Below are 17,691 nucleotides of genomic sequence, written 5' to 3' on the forward strand. Positions count from 1 at the left end.
GTTCTACTCGAAGTAAGGCGCTAACCGCGCCGCTGGTAGGAGAGAAGTTTTGTGGGGGCTGCGCCCCCACACCCCCGAAAAGGGGAACGGGGGCCAGCCCCCGAACCCCCGGAGGGAGGGGCTACCGCCCCAACCCCCGAAGGGTGGTGGCTCCGGCCTCCACCTGGAGGCGGGGTTTCGGCCCCGAAGCTGCTCTCCTGCAATCCATGTCGTAGACGTCAAATAGTGGGCGTCTAGAAGGAGGAAACAGTCCATGCTGATTTCACAGCGACCGACGCTGACCGAAGAGGTCGTGTCCGAGAACCGGTCGCGGTTCACCATCGAACCGCTGGAGCCGGGCTTCGGTTACACCCTCGGCAACTCGCTGCGGCGCACCCTGCTTTCGAGCATCCCGGGTGCCGCGGTTACCAGCATCCGCATCGACGGCGTGCTGCACGAGTTCACCACGGTTCCGGGCGTGAAGGAAGATGTCACCGACATCATCCTGAACCTCAAGGGCCTCGTGGTGTCGTCCGAAGAGGACGAGCCGGTCACCATGTACGTGCGCAAGCAGGGCCCGGGCACCGTCACCGCCGGTGACATCGTCCCCCCGGCCGGCGTCACCGTGCACAACCCGGATATGCACATCGCCACCCTGAACGACAAGGGCAAGCTGGAGATCGAGCTCGTGGTCGAGCGCGGTCGCGGCTACGTCCCGGCCGTGCAGAACAAGGCGTCGGGTGCGGAAATCGGCCGGATCCCGGTGGATTCGATCTACTCGCCGGTTCTCAAGGTGACCTACAAGGTCGAGGCGACTCGTGTCGAGCAGCGCACCGACTTCGACCGGCTCATCCTGGATGTCGAGACCAAGAACTCGATCTCCGCGCGGGATGCGCTGGCGTCGGCGGGCAAGACCCTGGTCGAGCTGTTCGGTCTCGCGCGCGAGCTGAACGTCGAGGCCGAGGGCATCGAGATCGGCCCCAGCCCGGCCGAGGCCGATCACATCGCCTCGTTCGGTCTGCCGATCGAGGACCTGGACCTCACCGTGCGGTCGTACAACTGCCTCAAGCGCGAGGGTGTGCACACCGTCGGCGAGCTGGTCGCCCGCACCGAGTCGGATCTGCTGGACATCCGGAACTTCGGCCAGAAGTCCATCGACGAGGTCAAGGTCAAGCTGCACTCGCTCGGCCTGTCCCTCAAGGATTCCCCGGCTTCCTTCGATCCGTCCTCCGTCGTCGGCTACGACGCGGCGAGCGGCACCTGGAGCGACAGCGGCTCGTTCAGCGACACCGACAGCGGCGAGCAGGACTACGCCGAGACCGAACAGCTTTAGTCGACCGGGGTGTAGCGCCCCGAATCGACTTTGACACAGGAGATTCCAACAATGCCCAAGCCCAAGAAGGGTGCCCGCTTCGGCGGGTCGGCGTCGCACCAGAAGGCGATCTTCGCCAACCTGGCGACGGCGCTCTTCGAGCACGGTCGTATCACGACCACCGAGGCCAAGGCCAAGGCGCTGCGCCCCTACGCCGAGAAGCTCGTCACCAAGGCGAAGGCCGGCTCGCTGGCCGACCGTCGCGAGGTCATGAAGGTGATCCGCAACAAGGACGTCGTGCACGCCCTGTTCGCGGAGATCGGCCCCTCGTTCGAGGGCCGTGAGGGTGGCTACACCCGCATCATCAAGACCATCCCGCGCAAGGGCGACAACGCCCCGATGGCGATCATCGAGCTGGTTCGCGAGAAGACCGTGACCAACGAGGCCGATCGCGCTCGCCGGGTCGCCGCTTCGCAGCAGGCCGCTCAGACCGAGGAGAAGGCCGACGAGGCCGTCGCCGAGACCGTGGTCGAGGATGCGCCGGCCGAGGCTGCCGCCGAGGAGAAGAAGGACGCCTGAGTCGTCCTTCGGACCCGATAGGGGTTTCCGGGGCAGCCCCGGAAACCCCGAAACGGGTGAGGCTATGAGTGAGCCCGCCGTCCCCTCCGGGTCGGCGGGCTTTCTCCATGTTAACCAGGAGATCGCTGTGAGCGTGGACGATCCGGCGAGCAAACCGGTTTCGATTCGAGTACGGCTGGACATCGGCTACGACGGCACCGATTTCATCGGGTGGGCCCGGCAGCCGGGACTGCGCACCGTGCAGGGCGTGCTCGAGGAATCGCTGAGCAAGGTGCTGCGCGAACCGATTCAGCTGACCGTGGCCGGCCGCACCGACGCGGGCGTGCACGCCGAGGGCCAGGTCGCGCATTTCGACACCACCGCCGAGGTGGACGGCCCGCGACTGGTGCACCGGCTGGCGCGGTTCCTGCCGAAGGACGTGCGGGTCAAGGACGTCCGGCTCGCGCCCGCGGAATTCGATGCGCGGTTCTCCGCCATCCGCCGCCACTACGCCTACCGTCTCACCACCGCCGCCTACGGCGCGGAGCCGCTGCAGGCCCGCCATGTGGTGGCCTGCCGCTCCGACGTGGATCTCGACGCCATGCGCGCCGCCTCCGAAAAGCTTTTGGGCCTGCACGATTTCGCGGCCTTCTGCCGCCGCCGCGAGGGCGCGACCACGGTGCGCGAACTGCAGCGCTTCGAATGGGAGCGCGAGGGCGATCTGCTCACCGCCTACGTCAGTGCGGACGCCTTCTGCTGGTCCATGGTGCGCAGCCTGGTCGGCGGCGTGCTGGCCGTGGGCGAGGGCCGGCGCACGCCCGAGTGGATCGCGGGCCTGCTGAACGAGCGGGAACGCTCCAGCGCGGTCACCGTGGCGCCCGCGCACGGTCTCAGCCTCATTGCGGTCGACTATCCGGCCGCGGCCGACCTGGCCGCGCGCAATGCCCAGACCCGCGAGATGCGCACCGTCCCCGCCGCCGAAGGCTGCTGCGGCAGTTGATCTTCCCGAAAACCGAGGACTGATCCGTGCACGCCATCCTCTACGCCCTCCCGGTGATCCTCTATCTGATCGTCGGCGCCGTCGTCATCTATGTGACGCTGCGCCGCACGGTCGATATGGACGCGGCCACCCGCCGCGCCGAGATCTGGCGCGCCTACACCGTGCTGCTGATCCCGGTGCTGGTCGGCCCGATTCTCGCGGGCGGGATCACCGGCGGCAACTTCCTGCCCTTCCTCATCGCCGAATTCGCGCTCGCGGCGGCAGTTCTCATCGCCGCCGCGGTGACCGTCCGCAAGGCCACCTCCCGGCGGTGATGGCAAACACCGTGCAACCTCGCTGATCTGTAACCGGTGGCAGGACCCGGGCGCGGTCTCCGGAGCCGGAAATCGAGCGATGTCCCCTGGGGATTCGTCATGCAAGTTGCAGTTCGCTGATTCATTGCGTGGATTGTGATCCGGATGCCTGCGCGGCAGCGGCTTTCGCGTCCGCCGATGCTGAGAATCCTTTGTCCGGAAGCGGTTCAGCGGTGGTGGGAGGCTATTTCCGGGCCGATCGCGGAGGGCTAGCCGAGTTTCGGACAGATGGCCTATTTCGGGCGTGATGGCCGAAAGTTGGACGATATGAAGGTATTTCGGCTTTTTCGCGCGCACGTGGGTGCGACAATCGGCCAATGAGCGGCGGCTCTGAGCCTGCGGTAGTGGAGGTGTGCACCACGCCCGAGGTTTCCGAGAAGGAGGCATTCGAGCAGTGGGAGGCAGCGGTCGCGCAGGCCTATGTGCCCATGGTGGTCACGCCGGTGCGCCGGGGCGAGTTCCGGGCGCGCATCGTGCAGTCCAGGTTCGATGACATCGATGTGTCCACGGTGTCGGCCACCGGTCAGCAAATCAGCCGTATTCCCGGGCTGATTCACGAGCCGGAGGAACCGGTGCTGTTCGCCAGCATCACCACGCACGGGCACGGCTGGCTCGAGCAGGACGGCCGGGTGGGCGAGATGGCCGATGGCGGGCTCATGCTCTATGTGAGCTCGCGGCCCTTCACCGCGCATTTCGAGCAGAGCTGGGGCGTGGTGGCGGTGCAGGTGCCGCTGGCCGAGGTGGTCGGCGCCTCGGGCGTGTCCTCGGACCGGCTGCCCACCGCGGTGCGGTTCCCGCCGGACGGCGCGGCCGGCATCGTGGGCCGGTTCTTCTGCGGGCTGGCGCAATTGCAGCACACCGCGCCGGAGCAGGCGGCGGTGCTGGCCCGGCACGGCACCGGGCTGTTGGCCTCGGTGGTGCAGCTGGCGGCCGGTGAGCTGCCGCGCGAGGCGCCCGGCCAGGCGCTGACCAAACAGCGCGCGCTGGCCTTCATCCAGCGCAACTACGCCGATCCGACGCTCACGGTCGACCATGTGGCGCATGCCTGTTCGGTCTCGCGGCGCACGCTGTATCGCCTGTTCGAACAGGGTGAGGACGGGATCGCGGCGCTGCTGCGGCGGTTACGCGTGGAGCGCGCGCTCGCGCTGATCAGGACGGATCCGGCGCGCCCGCTGCTGTCCATCGCGCGCTCCTCGGGATTCGTCTCGGAGCGGCAGTTCTATCGCGCCTTCAAACGGGAAATGGGCATGACCCCCGGGGAATTCCGCGCGGGATCGGTGCCGAATCTGGCGGGCAGCCCCGTCCTGCCCGCCTGACGTGAATTGGCAGTGATCTGGCACGAGCTGACAGTCACAGCATCGCGGGCGATGGGAATACTTGTGAGGCATCGGTTGATACCGGTGATTTCCCTGAACCAAGTCGTGGACCCCGTGCGTCGTGTGGTTTTTCGTCGCGATAGTGCCCCGAGGCGAACCGCGCCGCTCGCACGTCAGGCGTAGTCGTCGATGATGCCGGCGGGCCGGGTCGTGCGACGAGGAGGCGCCGCCCGGTCGTCGCTGAGCCGCAGACGGCCGGGCAGCGAACTCGATGCCCCGCCCCTGAACTGGTCCTATTTGCCGGTTTCGAACAGGTTCAAACCTGTTTGCTGGGGCGCGGAGGATGGGATGATGCAAGAGTGGGAAACGCGGCAACCGCCAGCGCCGAAGTGTGCTCGAGCTCCGACACTTCCGCGCGTGAGGCATTCGAACAGTGGGAGGCGATCATCGCCGATACTGTCGTGCCCGCCACCATCGAGCCACTGGTCACGGGGCATTGGCGCGGCGAGGTCACCGTCAGTCAGTTCGACCGCTCCATGATCACCCGGATGCGCGCCAGCGCTCAGCGCGTGGTGCGCACCAAACGCCAGGTGGAACAGGCCAGCGCCGAGTTCCTACTGGTGAATATTGTTGTCGAGGGCGCGAACTGGACCGAGCAGAACGGCCAGCTGGCCGACAGCCCGGCCGGTTCCATCGTCTTCTTCGACAGCGCCCGCCCGCTGGAGAGCCGCACCACCGATGACGCCATCTCCACCATCGTGCGCGCGCCCATGAACCTGGTGCTCGAACACGCCGGGCTCATCCGCGACGAACTACCGCTCGCCACCCCGTTGCCCACCACCGGCGCGCTGGGCGTGGTGGCCGGTTTCTTCCGCGGCCTGGCCGAGCTACCGCCGGAGGAAACCACCCGTGCCGCAACGGTGCTGGAGTCCGAGATCGCCGGCATGCTGTCCTCCGCGGTGCTGCTGGCCACCGGCAATACCTCCCCGGCGCCGTCGGACTCGCTGTTCAACCGCCAGCAGGTGCTGGCCTATCTACGTAAGCGCTATACCGATCCGGAGCTGACCGTCGACGAGGTGGCGCATGCCTGCCTGGTTTCGCGCCGCACCCTGTACCGGCTGTGCGAGGGCTTCGGCGGCCCGGCGGCCCTGGTGCGCCGGATGCGGGTCGAGCACGCCCGCCGGCTGTTGCGCGCCGACCCCGCCCGCCCGCTGGCGGCCATTGCCGCGGCCTCGGGTTTCGCTACCGATCGGCACTTCTACCGGGCATTCCGCGAGGAAACCGGCTTCACCCCCGGTCAGTTCCGCGCCCAGCTGGCGCCAGGCACACCCGGTCACTAGCTCGGCACGGTTTGTCACTGCACTCAGCGACCGTTCGGCGAAGGGTGATGGCATGCCGGCTCGTCCGACCAGCGTTTTGTTCGCGGGCTACCCGGCGTGGACATCAATCCGTGCCGAAGGAGCCGAGGGTGCCGACGAAGGTGCGAGTAGCGGCCGTCCAAGCCGAACCACGATGGCTGGATCTGCGAGGCGGCGTCGCGCAGACAATCGAACTCATCGAGACCGCGGCGGCGGGCGGCGCCCGGCTCATCGCCTTCCCGGAGACGTTTCTACCGGGCTACCCGTGGTGGCTGTGGCTGGATTCGGTCAGCTGGGGGCAGGGCTTCTTCGCGCGCTACCGGACCAATTCGATGACCGTGGGCCGCACCGAGTTCCGCCGCATCGCCGATGCCGCCCGGCGGCACCGCATTCACGTGCTGCTGGGCTTCAGCGAGCGCTGCGGCACCTCGCTGTACATGTCGCAGTGCCTCATCGACGAGCGCGGGGTGCTGCTGGGCGTGCGCCGCAAGCCGGAGTTGACGGCCCTGGAGCACAAGATCTTCCAACCCGGTGAGCGTTCCGATCAGTACGTGTTCCGTACCGAGATCGGCCGGATCGGCGTGCACGGCGGCTCCGAACAGCTGCATCTGCCCGAGCGTCGCGAACTCGAGCGCACGGGCGCGCAGGTGCACATCGTGTCCTGGCCCGGATTCATCATTGCCCGTGACGTGGAATGGGGTGTGCGCGTGAACAATGCGGCTACGCTCTGGTACGCGGTGGTCGGGCAGCTGAATGTGATCGCCGCCTGTTCGATCATGGATGTGGCGGGCAGCGAGACCCGGCGCGGCCCGGACTCCGCCAAGCAGCTGGTGCGCGGACCCGGCGGGCACGCGCGGATCTACGCGCCCGGCGGAGACGAGCTGGCGAAACCGCTGAGCGGGCACGAGGAGGGCATCCTGTATGCCGATCTGGAGCTGGACCTGAGCTTCGAATCGGCCGCATAGTGGTATTCCGCTATTGGTCGCGCGCGCCGGAATCTGAGACACTGCCCGGTATTCGGTCGGGCGAAGGACCGTCGACGGTCATCGAGGGATGCGGAGTGGAGCAGTCGGAGGCGGTTAATCGGATCGAGATCGGATCCGAGGTGGAAACACCGGCGGGGGAGGCCTTCGAACGCTGGGAAGCGCTGCTGAGCGAGGCGTATGTGCCGCTGGCGATTTCACCAAAACAGACCGATCGTTTTCATGGATCGCTGGAACATGCCCGCTACGGCAATCTGCACGTGAGCATTCTGGCGGGCACGCCCCAGCTCATCGACCGGACCAAGCGGCTCATCGACCGCAATCACGAGGAGTTTCTCTTCGCGAGCATTCCGCTCAGCGGTGGCGGCCGGGTCCGGCAGGACGGCCGCATCGCCCAGGTGGATCCCGGCTCCATCGTCTTCTACGACGCCACCCGCCCGTTCCACTGGGAGGTCGAGCGGGACTGGGAACATGTCGTCGTTCAGGTGCCCATGAACAAGCTGCGCGAGCGCTACGGCGTGGTGGACTCCGATGTGCCGACGGCCACGGCCTTTTCGAGTGAGAGCGCGCCCGGAATCGTCGGCGAGTTCTTCCGCAAACTCGCGCGATTGCAGGGTGATGATCCGGGCGCGGCCGCACTGCTGGCCGCGCCCGCGGTCGATCTGCTGGCCGCGGCCGTGGTGGCGGCCTCCGGCGGCGTCCCGCGCGAGCAGTCGGCCGATGCCCTGAACCGGCAGCGGGTGCTGGCCTACATGCGCGAGCATTGCGCGGATCCGGACCTGGGTGTGGACCGTATCGCCGAGGGGTGCAGAATGTCCCGGCGGACGCTGTATCGGGTATTCGGCGAGTTCTCCGACGGACCGGGGACCATGTTGCGGCGCATGCGAATCGAACGGGCCTGTGAGTTGTTGCGCAATGCGCCGCAGCTCCCGCTGTCGGCGGTGGCGACGGCCTCGGGATTCCTCACCGAGCGCAGTTTCTATCGATCCTTCCGCATGGAAATGGGTACTACACCGGGCGCATTCCGGGCCATGGCATGAATAGTCGGTAGAAAGGCACAATTCGCCATTGTTCGATCGGAAACCGTTGACCAGCATCACGTTCCATGAGGAATACAGGATGAGTAATACGGTCCGAGTAGCCGCCGTTCAAGCCGAGCCGAAATGGTTGCGGCTATCGGACGGTGTCGAACAAGTAGTCGAACTGATCGGCGCCGCCGCGGTGGCCGGCGCCCACCTGGTCGCATTCCCGGAGACCTTCTTACCAGGTTATCCGTGGTGGCGGTGGGTGGAATCGAATCAATGGAATGTCGAGTATTCGACTCGCTGCCGCGAGAATTCGATGACACGCGATGGCGCCGAAATGCGCGCCGTCTCGGATGCGGCCGGTCGCAATGGCATCCAGGTGGTACTCGGATTCGGCGAGCGACAGGATCGCCGAATCTATATGGCACAGGCCGTCATCGACGAATTCGGTCAGGTGCAGTCGGTCCGGCGCAAAGCCGGGCTCAACAGCGTGGAACGCAAGGTGTTCGCCTCCGGTACGCCGAATCTGCCTACCGTGCATCACGGTTCGCTGGGCCGGCTGGGCGCGCTCGCCGGACAGGAGAATCAGCGACCGCTGCTGACCCGCGCGCTACGCGCGGACGAGGAACAGATCCATGTGGCCGCCTGGGCGGGAGCCCCGAGCGACCTCGCGCCGACCGGGCCCGATTCGGGCGCGACCGTCAGTCGCATGTACGCCTTGGAATCGCACGCCTTCGTGCTCGCGCCCTGTGCGGTGGTTGGGGAAGCCGCCGCACCGGACGGCACCGGCGGATTCCTGCGGCCGCCGCGGCGCACCGGGCGCGCCCGCATCTACAACTCGGACGGCACCGAGGTGGTGACACCGCTGGCCGAGGGCGCGGAGGGAATTCTCTACGCGGACCTCGAAGTGGACGAGCTCGGCGGCCACGGGCACGACATGGCCGGCGGGCGACGGCACCGGCAGGGCCGGGCGCCGGGGCGGCGGACCGCCGCGCGCACCGGGGCCACCCGGCGGCCGGGCGACTCGTGGGCCATGCCCATGGTCGTGGACTATCCGGCGGGTATGGCCGCCTGCTGACCCCGGGCAGGGGCTCGGCGCTGAGCACGAACTGCTCAGCGCCGAGTGCCGGTCCCTAGGGCGTGGTCGCGCCGATGGCCGGGGTCAGGAGCGCACCAGGCGCGCGATGGCGTCGGTGGCTTCCTTGATCTTGGCCTCGGCCTCCGGGCCGCCGGCCACGGCCGCGTCGACCACGCAGTGGCTGATGTGGTCCTCGAGCAGGCCCATGGCGACCGCCTGCAGGGCCTTGGTCATGGCCGAGACCTGGGTGAGGATGTCGATGCAGTACTTTTCCTCTTCGACCATCCGCTGCAGGCCGCGCGCCTGACCCTCGATGCGGCGCAGGCGCTTGAGGTAGTCGTCTTTCGCGGTGATGTAGCCGTGCGTAGCGTGATCGTGGCAGGGCTGCTCGGCTGTGGTGGTCTGCTCAGTGGTCACCGACTGTTTCCTCACTCCCGGGCATTAATACCCCCCTAGGGTACACCGTTCGGCCTGGTGCGGCCACCTATGCCCGCATGCGCAAGAATCAGGCGCATGAGTGCGGATCCACGGGCCACGCTGGCCATTATCGGCGGCAGCGGGTTCTATGACTTCTTCGGCGACGACGCGACCACCGTGGAGCTGGAGACTCCCTTCGGCGCGCCGTCGGCCCCCATCACCATCGGCCAGGTCGAGGGGCGGTCGGTCGCCTTCCTGCCGCGGCACGGCCGCAAGCACGAGTACTCGCCGCACACCGTGCCGTACCGGGCCAATATGTGGGCGCTGCGGTCGCTGGGGGTGCGCCGCATCTTCGGACCGTGCGCGGTGGGCAGCCTGCGCGCCGACTGGGGCCCGGGCACCGTGGCCGTGCCGGATCAGCTGGTGGATCGCACCTCCGGGCGGGATCAGACCTTCTTCGACGCGGGCGGCGTGCACGTCTCCTTCGCCGATCCGTACTGCGGTGAACTGCGCACCGCCGCAATCGCATCCGCCGGGACCGAGCTGCCGGTGAAGGACTACGGCACCATGGTCGTGGTGCAGGGGCCGCGCTTCTCCACCCGCGCCGAGAGCCGCTGGTTCGCCGGGCAGGGCTGGGAACTGGTCAATATGACCGGGCATCCAGAGGCCGTGCTCGCCCGGGAACTCGAAATGTGCTACTCCGCAATCGCTCTGGTCACCGACCTGGACGCCGGTCTGGAATCCGGTGAAGGCGTCAGCGCCGCCGACGTTTTCGCCGAGTTCGAGCGAAACCTGGTGCCGTTCAAGGCGCTGGTGCGCCGGGCCGTGGCCGCGGTCGACGGTGACGACACCTGTGACAAGTGCCGGGTGCACGCCGGAACCGGTGTGAACCTGCCGTTCGAGCTGCCGTAATTTCGCGGCATTCCGATTCCCCTACGCTGGAGGGATGAGCGGAGGCGAGTCGGGAGCCGAGCGGTTGCGGGTACTGCTGACCGGCGCCGCGGGGTATATCGGCTCGCATGTGCATCGCGCCCTGCGCGCGGCCGGGCACGAGGTGCTCGCCGTGGACGCCATGCTCGATACCGTGCACGGCCCGAATGCGACTCCGCCCGAGGGGATTTCCCTGGCCGATATTCGCGATCCGGAGCAGTTGGAGCCATTGCTGCACGGTGTCGACGTCGTCTGTCATCTCGCGGCGGCCGTCCCGCTGGTGAATTTTCCGGAAGGCTCGGTACGTGCCGAACCGCCGCCGGGGCGCAGACCCGGCGGGCGTTCCGCGGTGGGGCCGGCCCTGCGCGGCGGGCCCGAGACCGGGGGTGACGGGCAGCCCGCCAAGGGACCCGGTAGCCACGCGGTGGGGCCCTGTGTCCGAGGGCCCGTCGACAACCGCTCGGAGTCCGGTCCGCAGCGGCCCGGCCCGGTCGGGATGCAGCGGGCCGCGGTGTACGCCACGCACAACGACGCCGGGACGGCTGTCCTGCTGGCCGCCATGGAACGGGCGGGCGTGCGGCGGCTGGTGCTGGCCTCGTCGGTGGCGGTGTACGGGGAGGGCCGGTATCGCGCGGTGCGCGGCGGCCCGTTCTTCCCGGGCCTGCGGCGGCGCGCCGATCTGGATCGCGGGCTGTTCGATCATCGGGCGCCGCGCACCGGTGACGTGCTGACCTGGGAGCCGCTCGGCGAGGACGCGCCGCTGCGGCCGCGGAGCGCTTATGCGGCAAGCAAAGTCGCGCAGGAGCACTATGCGCTGGCCTGGGCGGCGAGCACCGGATCGGCGGCCACGGTGCTGCGCTATCACCACGTCTACGGTGATCCGGTCGCGGAGGTTCCGCCGGTGCGGACCGCGGAATCCGGTGTGGTCGCACGCTTCCGGGCGGAGCTGCTGGCCGGGCGGGCGCCGCAGATCTTCGAAGACGGCGGGCAGGTCCGGGATTTCGTGCACGTGCGTGATGTCGCCGCCGCGACCGTCGCGGCGGTCGAGCGCGGGCCGGCCGGTTTCGTGCCATTGAACATCGCCTCGGGGCGGCCGCTCACGCTGTGGGAGGTGGCGTCCATGATGGCCAAGGCGCTGAATGGTCCGGCGCCCATCGTGACCGGGCAGTACCGGCTCACCGATATCCGCCATGTGGTGGCGAATCCGGAACGCGCCCGGCATGCGCTGGACTTCACCGCGCGCACCGCGCCCGCCCGCGGGCTGCCGGATTACGCGACCGGCGCGGCCCGCCATTAGCCGGTGTGCGATATCCGTCGCGGCGGGATCTAGGCTCGCGCTATGGAGAATCCGCTGCGGCTGGAAGTCATTGTGGCCAGTACCCGGCCGGGACGGTTCGCGCCCGTGGTGGCGGACTGGTTCCTCAAGGCCGCGCGGGCCGATGAGCGATTCACGGTGGGCGTCATCGATTTGCTCGATACGCCGTTGCCCGTGGATCTGAGCGAGGCGCCCGGGGTGGGGGAGTATCGCGAAAGGATCGCCGCCGCCGATGCTTTCGTCGCGGTGACATCGGAGTACAACCATGGATATCCCGCCTCCCTGAAGACCGCCCTGGATACCGCCAAGCGCGAATGGCGGGCCAAGCCCATCGGTTTCGTGAGCTACGGCGGACTGTCCGGCGGGCTGCGGGCGGTCGAGCAATTGCGTCAGGTGGTCGCGGAGATTCACATGGTGTCCATACGCGAGTCCGTCGGCTTCGCCGAGGCCAAGCGGAAATTCGATGACGTGGGGGAGACCCGCGACGGCGCGGCCATCGACGCGTGTGAGCGGATGCTGCGCCAACTCGCTTGGTGGGGGCGCACATTGCGGGACGCGCGTGCGGCCGACCCGTATCCGGGCTGAGCGGACTACGGCGTCGCGAAAGCCGCGGCGGTCCGGGGACGGCCGATATAGGTGGTCTCGCGGGGAATGGAGACCAGGTTCAATTCCACCTCGGTGATTCCGGTGCGGACGAGGATGCGGTTGCCCATCGCATCGGGCTGGGTAATGGACAGATCCGGCCGGGCGGCGGGCCAGCCCAACGGATGCCCGGCCAGGTGGATGGTGGTGATACCGGCGTGCGGGGCGGGGGCGAGCACGCCGTCCACCACCGTCGCGGTGAATCCGGCATCGGCCTGATGGGTTTCGGCGGCGAGGGTCAGCCGCTCCGGATTGCCGATGGTGGTGATCAGATGCTCCCAGGTCTCGGGCCGGTCGGTCCGGATCAGGATGCGCTCGCCGACGGCCAGCGCGCGGAACACCAGCTGCTGCGCCAGATACAGCTCACCCGCCACGTACACACTCGAAATGCCCTGGCCGACAACGCGGATGGCGACGCCATTGCCCTCGTCGTCGGAGCCGAGCAGCTGCCCGCAGCCCGCCGCGGGCAGCTGCACCGCGTCGATGTCATCGATCTCGCGCTCGCGGGTGGGGACCGTGGCGTCCAGGCCGGGCACCGCCATCGGCAGATGCGCGAGCAGTCCTTCCCGGTGCCGGCCGTTCATGGAGATCATGTGCCGCTGCACCGGTTCCTCCGGCAGCTCCCGCGCGGTGAGCCGCCAGGCCGCGCCGATGCGCACGGTATCGGCGGTCTTGCCGGGGCGCAGCCGCACCGCCACCGTCGTACCGCGCGAGGGCGGGACCCACAGCCCGGCGAGCCGTTCGGAGTCGATTTCGCGCGGATCCACCGCGGCCCCGATGTTCACGCTGTTGCCGAGTTCGGCGTAGCGCCAGCGCTGGGTCAGCGCGGCCGGGTCCACGCCCGCGGTGATCTGCAGGGCGGCCTGGGTGATCTCCGGTGCGGTGAGGATGCGCGCCGAGCAGCCGCCGTCCTCGAGGGTGCGGACGATGCGCTGGGTGGCGATGGTGACCGCGCGGCACGCGCCCGCGAGTCCGCCGCCGCGCCGGGCGGCCGCGTCCGGGCAGCGCAGCGGATCGAAGGCGATGGCCAGCCAGACGGTGCGATGCGCGGTCGCGGGCAGCGGGCCGAGCAGGGATTCGTAGATGGCGCCCGCGGGCGTGCCGGCGCGGCTGCGGAATCCGTGCGAGACGATATCGATGCCGTCGAGCAGAATGTCGTGCTGCTGTAGGCGTTTCGCGAGTTCGGTGAGCGGCAGCAGATGCGAGGCGCGCACGGTGGAGCGGCCGAGCCGGGTCAGTCCGCCTTTGGGCGCCAGCACCTCCACGACCGCGACCACGCGGCTGCCGTCGCAGTACAGGCCGAGGGAGCGACCGTCGCCGGCGCGGAAGTCGATGAGGTCGGCGGGCAGGTGGGCGCGGGTGGGCCGGAAGCGGGCGCGGGTGGCGATCCAGGAGGCAACCGAACGTTTGCCAAATGGGATCAAAAGGATCAATCCGGCGACTATGGCCATGCCGAGCGCAGGCCAGAAGGGCAATCCGCAGACCAGAGCGACCAGTATGACGACTACCCCGGTCAGCTGAGCGACCAGGAGATTCGCCAGCGTCACATGCGCCGCCGCAGGGCGGAATCGCGCCCTCCCCGATTCGGTCATCGTCGTCTCCAACATTCCGGATCGGCCTCGGGTCCGCGGCCGATGGCGAAGGAAGATCCCCGGGAACTGTACTGTGTTCGGCGAACGCAATCACTGGTCGGGGGAGTTTTCATGCCTTCAAAACCGACGACGCGTTGGCAGGTGAGCGGGTACCGCTTCCTGGTCCGCCGCATGGAACACGCCCTGGTGCGCAGGGACGTGCGGATGCTGCACGACCCCATGCGGTCGCAATCGCGCGCCTACGCGGTCGGCATCATCCTCGCGGTCGTCGCCCTCGCCGGTTGCGGAGTGTTAGCTCTATTGCGTCCGCAGGACAAGATCGGCTCCAATCAGATCCTCATCGGCAAGGACACCGGGGCCGTCTATGTGGTCATCGACAATGTGGTGCACCCGGCGCTGAACCTGGCCTCGGCGCGACTGGCGGCCGGCGAGGCCGCCAAGCCCGCCACGGTCAAGGAATCCGAACTGGCCAAGAAACCGCGCGGGCAGCTCATCGGCATCCCCGGCGCCCCCGCCTCCCTGAACTTCGACGCCGCGAGCACCGGCCACACCTGGACCGTGTGCGACATGCTGGCCAATGACGGCAGCCAGAGCATCACCACCTCCGTCCTGGCCGGCGATCCGGCCTTGGGCGACAAGGCATCCGCCATGGGTTCCGGCAAAGCGCTCCTGGTCCAGGGCCGCGACAGCACCTACCTCGTCTACGACAACCACCGCGCCCGAATCGATGTGCACGACCGGGCCGTGGTCGACGCCCTCGACCTGCGCGGCCGCACCCCCCGACCCATCAGCGAGGGCCTGCTCAACGCCATTCCCGAAGTCCTGCCCCTGGTGGCCCCGCCCATCGCCGATGCCGGTGCCGCCCCGAGATATTCACTCGGCGACCACCGCATCGGCGACGTCGTCCAGGTCCGCACCGACGACGACAAGTACTACGTGGTCCTCGCCGACGGCCTGCAACCGGTCTCCCTCCTGACCGCCGACATCATCCGCAACGCCTACCGCTCAACGGCAGCCGACGACCGCATCACCCAAGCCGACCGCACCGGAGCCCCTGTCTCCTCGGCCCTGCAAATCTCCGAATATCCCGACAGTGCACCGGAAATCGTCGACGGCAAGGACCAGCCGGTCGACTGCCTGTCCTGGAAACCGCTCACCGCCGCCGACAGCTCCGACGGCAGCCGCCACGCCGACCTCACCATCCTCACCGGCCACGCCATCCCCATCCCCGACCGCGCCAAACTCGTCCCCCTCGCTCGAGCCGACGCCAACGGCCCCAACCTCGACTCCTTCTACACCAAACCCGGCGCCGGCTACTACCTCCAAACCACCGGCATAGAACCCGACAGCCAACGCCGCGACTCCCTCTTCTACATCTCCGACTTCGGCGTCCGCTACGGCATCAAAGACCTGGGATCCGCCAAAGCCCTTGGCATGGACCCGGAATCAGTCCGCCCCGAACCGGCCCCCTGGCCCATCATCGGACTGCTGGCCCCCGGCCCAACATTGAGCCGCGAAGCCGCCATGGTCGCCCACGACGGCGTAGCCCCCGACCCGGACCCGGCGAAAGACCCTGTGAAGCCACAGAACTGACCAGTCGGTGTTGCTGTTCGAGCTGGAATGTCCGCGTCCGATCAGAGCCGCCCGGACCCGCTGATGCCGATGCGGATGCTGCAATACATGGTCAGCATCTGGGCTCTTTACGTGCGCGACCACAAGAACACCGGTGGCTGCCGGCGGTGATTCCGCTGGTGGTGCACGCGAACCCGGACGGCCGCAGCTGGAACAAGCCAACCGACCTGGCAGATTTGATCGATGTCGACCCCGCCACCCGTGAAGCCCGCGGAGACCTGCTGCCCAGCTTCCGTTTCCTGCTCGACGATCTCACCGTCCAAGCGGTCTCCGCGCTCTGCGCACGAGACCTGACACCAGCCGCCCGGGTGCTGCTGGTCGCGCTGAAGCTCGCCACCAAGAACAAGCACCTGGGCGTGGAGCTGCTGCCGGTGGCACCAGACCTGAACGCTCTTGTTGCCGCGCCCGGCGGCACCGAGACGCTGGCATGGGTGGCGACGTACATTATGAAGGTAGGCGAAACCCCGGCCGCAGACCTGAAACCGCTCCTCGACCAGCTCGGCCCCGACGCGAAGGGAGGTCATCATGACAACCGCGGAACAACTTCGCGCCGAAGGAGAAGCTCGGGGAGAAGCCCGAGGACGCGCCGAGACATTACTCGAGATACTGACGCAGAAATTCGGGCCCGCGCCAACCGGGATCGCCAGCACAGTGCGCAGTGCGGATGTAGCGCAATTGAGAGTCTGGACCACCCGGGCGCTGACTGCGGACAGCATCGAAGAGGTCTTCGAGGAGTAGCTCATCTCGACCGCACCTTGATGTGAAACATCGATGTCGTTTCAGACGTCGTCGTTGCGGATGCCGAAGTGCCGCCGGAGGGGGAAGGATGCGAGGAAGCCGAGAAGCAGTAGTAGGGCGACGATTCCGGTGCCGATGAGCGCGATATTGCGGGCGGTGTTGTCCGGGGGTGGCGGTGGTGTTGGGATGGCGAGTTGTTTGTCCACCATGGTGCTGGGGTGTTTGGGTGGCAGTTCGGTCGGGACCTGGGCGGTCAGGGCGGCGACAGGGTCGACTGCGCCGTAGCCGACGTAGGGGTTCCAGCCTTCGCCGGGGGCGTGGGCGGTGGCCTCGATGCGTTTGATGACGTCGGCGGCGCGGAGGTCGGGGAAGCGGGAGCGGATGAGGGCGGCTACACCGGAGACGTAGGGGGCGGCGAAGCTGGTGCCGCTGTAGCGGACTGTTTGGCCTTGGTTGGTGATCTTGGCGGTGGTGAGGCCGGTGTTGCGGGGGTCCAGGGAGATGACGTCTTCACCGGGGGCCGCGACGCCTACCCAGGGGCCGGGGACGGTGAATTTCGAGGGCTGGCCGAAGGAGTCGATGGAGCCTACGGAGAGGACGTAGTCGTCCCACCAGGCTGGGGCCACGTAGGAGCGCACGTTGTTCCAGAGATCTTCGGTGGGGTGCAGGGGGTCCAGGCCGGGGTTGCTTGCTTTGCAGGTGTCGGTGTTGCCGGCGGAAGTGACGATGACTACGTCCTTTTCGGCGGCGGCGTAGTGGACGGCGGCGCCGAGGGAGCCCATTTCGCGGCTGTCGGGTTTGCTTGTGGGACAGGCGACGAGGGAGATGTTGATGATGCGGGCGCCGGCGTCGGCGGCGCGGCGGATGGCGGAGGCCAGGGCGGAGATTTTGCCGTAGCCGTCGGGCATGTCGTCGGGGCCCTTGTCGCGGCCGGCGCCCTCGGCTTGGTACATGGCGCTGGTTTGGCGGATGGTCATGATGCGGGCTTCGGGGGCGACGCCCGCGAAACCCTGGCCGGGTTCCCGGGTGGCCGCGATCAGGCCCGCGACGAGGGTGCCGTGGGCGTCGCAATCCTCGGTGCCGTCACCGCCGTTGGCGACGTAGTCGCCGCCGGGGATGAGGCCGGGGAGGCGCGGGTGCGGTGAGACGCCGGTGTCGATGACCGCGACCAATTGGCCTGCGCCCTTGGAGAATTGCCATGCGTATTCGAGGTCCAGGGCGCGCTGGGTTGGCGGGATGGTCGAACCGCCGCCGCCGGATTGGGTGCTGATGCACGGCGAGTTGGCCGGATGTTCGGTGGGGCCGGGCGGGGCGGCGGGGCCACCGGCGGGCAGGAGTCCGGGATCGATTGCGGGGGGACGGTCGGCGTGGGCGATGCCGGACGCCGAGCCGATGGAGATGCTCAGTGCCAGTACCGCGGCTGCGGCGATTGCTCGGAAAACCTTGGAGGACATCAGCTATCC

17 protein-coding genes are annotated in these 17,691 nt (G+C 68.2%); 14 read left to right on the plus strand and 3 right to left on the minus strand.

Features of this window, described 5'->3' with window-relative positions; all coding sequences use genetic code 11:
• Positions 1-253: 253 nt before the first annotated feature.
• The 9 genes from ACFVIV_RS27395 to ACFVIV_RS27435 all read left to right on the plus strand — a co-directional run bounded on the left by ACFVIV_RS27395 (position 254) and on the right by ACFVIV_RS27435 (position 8,962).
• A complete protein-coding gene (locus ACFVIV_RS27395) occupies positions 254-1,312 on the plus strand; it encodes a DNA-directed RNA polymerase subunit alpha (RefSeq protein ID WP_029923719.1) in 1,059 nt (352 codons plus the stop codon).
• Between the two features lie 51 nt (positions 1,313-1,363).
• Positions 1,364-1,870, plus strand: a complete 507-nt coding sequence (gene rplQ, locus ACFVIV_RS27400; protein ID WP_379201101.1) for a 50S ribosomal protein L17 — start codon at positions 1,364-1,366, stop codon at positions 1,868-1,870.
• A gap of 64 nt (positions 1,871-1,934) precedes the next feature.
• Complete coding sequence (gene truA / locus ACFVIV_RS27405) at positions 1,935-2,849, plus strand: tRNA pseudouridine(38-40) synthase TruA (RefSeq protein ID WP_379201103.1); 915 nt, start codon at positions 1,935-1,937, stop codon at positions 2,847-2,849.
• Positions 2,850-2,875: 26 nt separating this feature from the next.
• Complete coding sequence (locus tag ACFVIV_RS27410) at positions 2,876-3,163, plus strand: hypothetical protein (protein WP_379201105.1); 288 nt, start codon at positions 2,876-2,878, stop codon at positions 3,161-3,163.
• A gap of 356 nt (positions 3,164-3,519) precedes the next feature.
• On the plus strand, positions 3,520-4,518 hold the full coding sequence (locus ACFVIV_RS27415; RefSeq protein ID WP_379201107.1) for a helix-turn-helix domain-containing protein: 999 nt from the start codon (positions 3,520-3,522) through the stop codon (positions 4,516-4,518).
• 359 nt (positions 4,519-4,877) lie between these two features.
• On the plus strand, positions 4,878-5,858 hold the full coding sequence (locus ACFVIV_RS27420) for an AraC family transcriptional regulator (protein ID WP_379201109.1): 981 nt from the start codon (positions 4,878-4,880) through the stop codon (positions 5,856-5,858).
• 128 nt (positions 5,859-5,986) lie between these two features.
• Positions 5,987-6,841 carry a nitrilase-related carbon-nitrogen hydrolase gene (locus ACFVIV_RS27425; protein ID WP_379201111.1) on the plus strand — a complete coding sequence of 285 codons (855 nt, stop codon included), beginning with the start codon at positions 5,987-5,989 and terminating at the stop codon, positions 6,839-6,841.
• Positions 6,842-6,936: 95 nt separating this feature from the next.
• Positions 6,937-7,899, plus strand: a complete 963-nt coding sequence (locus ACFVIV_RS27430) for a helix-turn-helix domain-containing protein (protein ID WP_379201113.1) — start codon at positions 6,937-6,939, stop codon at positions 7,897-7,899.
• Positions 7,900-7,978: 79 nt separating this feature from the next.
• Positions 7,979-8,962 carry a nitrilase-related carbon-nitrogen hydrolase gene (locus ACFVIV_RS27435; protein WP_379201115.1) on the plus strand — a complete coding sequence of 328 codons (984 nt, stop codon included), beginning with the start codon at positions 7,979-7,981 and terminating at the stop codon, positions 8,960-8,962.
• An 84-nt stretch (positions 8,963-9,046) separates the two neighbouring features.
• Here the strand turns inward: ACFVIV_RS27435 and ACFVIV_RS27440 are convergent, their stop codons facing one another.
• Complete coding sequence (locus ACFVIV_RS27440) at positions 9,047-9,379, minus strand: metal-sensitive transcriptional regulator (protein ID WP_379201117.1); 333 nt, start codon at positions 9,377-9,379, stop codon at positions 9,047-9,049.
• A gap of 96 nt (positions 9,380-9,475) precedes the next feature.
• Here ACFVIV_RS27440 and ACFVIV_RS27445 point away from each other — a divergent pair, with 96 nt between their 5' ends.
• From ACFVIV_RS27445 to ACFVIV_RS27455, 3 genes are read left to right on the plus strand one after another with little or no spacing between them, the layout of a single operon-like run.
• On the plus strand, positions 9,476-10,291 hold the full coding sequence (locus ACFVIV_RS27445) for an S-methyl-5'-thioadenosine phosphorylase (protein WP_379201119.1): 816 nt from the start codon (positions 9,476-9,478) through the stop codon (positions 10,289-10,291).
• A gap of 34 nt (positions 10,292-10,325) precedes the next feature.
• Complete coding sequence (locus ACFVIV_RS27450) at positions 10,326-11,606, plus strand: NAD-dependent epimerase/dehydratase family protein (RefSeq protein WP_379201121.1); 1,281 nt, start codon at positions 10,326-10,328, stop codon at positions 11,604-11,606.
• A 42-nt stretch (positions 11,607-11,648) separates the two neighbouring features.
• A complete protein-coding gene (locus ACFVIV_RS27455; RefSeq protein ID WP_379201123.1) occupies positions 11,649-12,209 on the plus strand; it encodes an NADPH-dependent FMN reductase in 561 nt (186 codons plus the stop codon).
• A 5-nt stretch (positions 12,210-12,214) separates the two neighbouring features.
• Here the strand turns inward: ACFVIV_RS27455 and eccE are convergent, their stop codons facing one another.
• Positions 12,215-13,858, minus strand: coding sequence for a type VII secretion protein EccE (eccE, locus tag ACFVIV_RS27460; RefSeq protein ID WP_379201125.1), 1,644 nt, complete (start codon positions 13,856-13,858; stop codon positions 12,215-12,217).
• 111 nt (positions 13,859-13,969) lie between these two features.
• Here eccE and eccB point away from each other — a divergent pair, with 111 nt between their 5' ends.
• Both eccB and ACFVIV_RS27470 read left to right on the plus strand, forming a co-directional pair.
• Entirely contained in the window at positions 13,970-15,451 is a 1,482-nt protein-coding gene (eccB, locus tag ACFVIV_RS27465) for a type VII secretion protein EccB (RefSeq protein WP_379201127.1), read from the plus strand.
• Positions 15,452-15,549: 98 nt separating this feature from the next.
• A complete protein-coding gene (locus ACFVIV_RS27470) occupies positions 15,550-16,254 on the plus strand; it encodes an Rpn family recombination-promoting nuclease/putative transposase (protein WP_379201319.1) in 705 nt (234 codons plus the stop codon).
• A gap of 15 nt (positions 16,255-16,269) precedes the next feature.
• Here ACFVIV_RS27470 and mycP read toward each other — a convergent pair whose 3' ends face one another.
• Complete coding sequence (gene mycP / locus ACFVIV_RS27475; RefSeq protein ID WP_379201129.1) at positions 16,270-17,682, minus strand: type VII secretion-associated serine protease mycosin; 1,413 nt, start codon at positions 17,680-17,682, stop codon at positions 16,270-16,272.
• Positions 17,683-17,691: the final 9 nt, after the last annotated feature.

This window comes from Nocardia sp. NPDC127526 (genome assembly GCF_042672265.1).
In the GTDB taxonomy this organism is placed as follows: Bacteria; Actinomycetota; Actinomycetes; order Mycobacteriales; family Mycobacteriaceae; genus Nocardia.

Excerpts from the sequence above, each read along its gene's own strand:
- ACFVIV_RS27395 (WP_029923719.1), top strand. The coding sequence starts at position 254 with ATGCTGATTTCACAGCGACCGACGCTGACCGAAGAGGTCGTGTCCGAG.
- rplQ (WP_379201101.1), top strand. The coding sequence starts at position 1,364 with ATGCCCAAGCCCAAGAAGGGTGCCCGCTTCGGCGGGTCGGCGTCGCAC.
- truA (WP_379201103.1), top strand. The coding sequence starts at position 1,935 with ATGAGTGAGCCCGCCGTCCCCTCCGGGTCGGCGGGCTTTCTCCATGTT.
- ACFVIV_RS27415 (WP_379201107.1), top strand. The coding sequence starts at position 3,520 with ATGAGCGGCGGCTCTGAGCCTGCGGTAGTGGAGGTGTGCACCACGCCC.
- ACFVIV_RS27435 (WP_379201115.1), top strand. The coding sequence starts at position 7,979 with ATGAGTAATACGGTCCGAGTAGCCGCCGTTCAAGCCGAGCCGAAATGG.
- ACFVIV_RS27445 (WP_379201119.1), top strand. The coding sequence starts at position 9,476 with ATGAGTGCGGATCCACGGGCCACGCTGGCCATTATCGGCGGCAGCGGG.
- ACFVIV_RS27450 (WP_379201121.1), top strand. The coding sequence starts at position 10,326 with ATGAGCGGAGGCGAGTCGGGAGCCGAGCGGTTGCGGGTACTGCTGACC.
- ACFVIV_RS27455 (WP_379201123.1), top strand. The coding sequence starts at position 11,649 with ATGGAGAATCCGCTGCGGCTGGAAGTCATTGTGGCCAGTACCCGGCCG.
- eccE (WP_379201125.1), bottom strand. The coding sequence starts at position 13,858 with ATGACCGAATCGGGGAGGGCGCGATTCCGCCCTGCGGCGGCGCATGTG.
- eccB (WP_379201127.1), top strand. The coding sequence starts at position 13,970 with ATGCCTTCAAAACCGACGACGCGTTGGCAGGTGAGCGGGTACCGCTTC.
- mycP (WP_379201129.1), bottom strand. The coding sequence starts at position 17,682 with ATGTCCTCCAAGGTTTTCCGAGCAATCGCCGCAGCCGCGGTACTGGCA.